We start from the raw sequence: 373 nt of genomic DNA, 5'->3' as shown, positions 1-373 counted from the left end.
AAAAATTCAATCTGCCGGATATGAAAAAGCTAAAACTGAGCACCTGCGGTTATCTAGGAAAATTACGAATATCCGAATTAACCATATCCATCAAGCAACAGCTAAATTGGTGAAAACCAAACCAATGAGGATTGTTGTGGAAGACTTATCTATCTCAAACCTGTTAAAAAACAAAAAACTATCGAAAGCATTTTCATTTCAAAAATTAAACTTCTTCTTTCAATGTTTATCATACAAGTGCGAGAAGTATGGCATTGCGTATGTAAAAGCTGATAAATGGTTCGCCTCAAGCAAGATTTGCTCATGTTGCGGAGTAAAATACGACCATTCAGTTCAACCAGAAGGACAGTGGAGTTTAAAAATACGTGAGTGG

General features: G+C 35.7%; 1 protein-coding gene. It reads left to right on the top strand.

Translation table 11 applies throughout. From position 1 onward, the window contains the following. Nucleotides 1-373, top strand: a 373-nt coding sequence (locus JDS99_RS31105; RefSeq protein WP_199696511.1) for an RNA-guided endonuclease TnpB family protein, incomplete at both ends; no start/stop codon positions are given.

The organism is Bacillus cereus group sp. N6 (genome assembly GCF_016483705.1).
GTDB classification, from domain to species: domain Bacteria; phylum Bacillota; class Bacilli; order Bacillales; family Bacillaceae_G; genus Bacillus_A; species Bacillus_A wiedmannii.
Note: the sequence above shows the minus strand (reverse complement) of the source record. Positions and strands in the feature narration are given on the sequence as shown.